Genomic DNA, 1718 nt, shown 5'->3' on the forward strand with positions numbered 1-1718 from the left:
CCTCGATCCTTCTGCGGCGTGATGACCTCGGTCGACTTGGCGTTTCGCCCTATTTGTCCCGTGTGGTCGGGTGTGGGGCCGTCGCGTAACGCTGCGGGTGCGCCGGGGTTCCACGTCTCCCGGGGTGGTTGTCTGCTCCGTTCTGGTCGTCGTCGGGGTGGGGCCGGCCGTCAGGTGACGGCCGGGAGATCGGTGATCCTGGTCCAGGCGGTGGTGAACGCGTCTGCCCACGGCCAGGTGCGTTCGATGCGGAGCCATCGGCGGCGGGCGTGTCGGCTGAGACGGGCGGGCAGGTGGTAGAGCCGGAAGCGGATGGTGTCCGGTTCCGCGTCGGCCAGGTCGGGTTCGTCGTGCAGGGCGAGGAGGCGGAGCCAGGCGTCGAGGTCGGCCGCGAGGTTCGCGGTGAGCATCCAGCTCTCGTTGATCGCGTAGGACTTCGACGGGAGATTGTGCAGGCCAAGGGCCTTGTTCGTTCTCACCCGGTCCTCGACGACAGCGTGGTGCCGGGCGAGGGCGTCGATCCACTGGACCTGGTGGGAGCCGGGGATGCGGGTCATCTTGTTGATGTTGGTGGCGGTGATCGAGTACCTCCAGCCGGTCTTCTTCTCGAACGCGGTCAGGTCCTTCAGGTGCCGCCCGGAGGGTTTGACCCGGCGGACGATCAGGCGCATGCCCTTGATCCATTCGGGCCGGGTGCTCAGGCCGGTCAGTTCGGCGACGAAGTAGCTCTCCTGGACCTCGCCGTCCTGCTTCAGCGAGTTCCCCCACGCTTTCTCCGGGAGCTTCGCGATGGCCTTCTCGTCCGTGTCGGTGATGGTCCAGCCGGTGGTGAAACGGACGGTGCGACGCCGGGTGTTCAACGCGGCGAGGTGCGAGAGGAGTTCGTGGGTGGCGCCCGCGCCATCGACCCGTACGAGGATCTTGGCGGTGGACTGGCCGGGGGCCTGGGCGAGCGCGTCGGAGAGCACCTGGATGTGGTCGGTGGCGGTGTTGGACCCGGCGTTGCCTGGTCGCAGCAGCATGGCCAGGCACTCGCCGGTGTTCGCGCACCAGGCCGCGAGGGGGTGATGGCCGAACGATTTCTTGAAGGTGCCGGTGGCGCCTTCCTTCTTGGAGGCGGCGGTGATGATCGTGGCGTCCATGTCGATCACGATCCAGCGGTGCAGGTGCTTGCCCGCGACGGTGAGCCAGGGGAAGCCGCCGGGCCGCAGGTGAAGCAGTGTCCACACGTGACGGCGTACTCGCGCCCGCGCGCGTCCGATCTTGTTCATGACGGCTGTGTCCATCACGGCCAGGGTGCGGCGGGTGGTGGAGTCGGAGACCGGAGGTCCGAAGAGACGCTGATGGTGGGCCTGCAGGGCCTCGCCTTCCGCCAGGTTCGTCGCGCCGAGCACCATCGTGACGGCAAGCTGGACCAGTACCGGAGCCCGCTCCCGCCAGCCCGGACCGACCCCGCCGGGCAGTACTTCAGCGAGCGCGGCGGTCAGTCCGACCCGGTCCGCGAGCCGGCGCAGCAGCACCGCCCCGGCGTGCCCGACCAGCCCCTTTCCGTCCGCCGCCACCGTCAACCGCTCATCCCACCCTGTACTCTCTACCACCAGAAAGGTGCCCCGCCCCTGCGTTTACGATTCGACCTAGACACTCGAATCCTTGCAGGTCAGGGCACCTTTCGTGTTGCCAGCTCCACCTCAGCGATCAATTCGGCTGAACAGCCGAGG

Annotated in this window: 1 protein-coding gene; it reads right to left on the reverse strand. The window is 68.0% G+C overall.

The window, feature by feature from the left end; all coding sequences use genetic code 11:
- Positions 1–170 precede the first annotated feature (170 nt).
- The gene (locus tag OTB20_RS42085) at positions 171–1598 is read right to left on the reverse strand and encodes an IS1380 family transposase (protein ID WP_267825170.1); all 1428 of its coding nucleotides are present in this window, start codon (positions 1596–1598) and stop codon (positions 171–173) included.
- Positions 1599–1718: the final 120 nt, after the last annotated feature.

This window comes from Streptomyces sp. H27-H1, from assembly GCF_026627445.1.
Classification (GTDB): domain Bacteria; phylum Actinomycetota; class Actinomycetes; order Streptomycetales; family Streptomycetaceae; genus Streptomyces.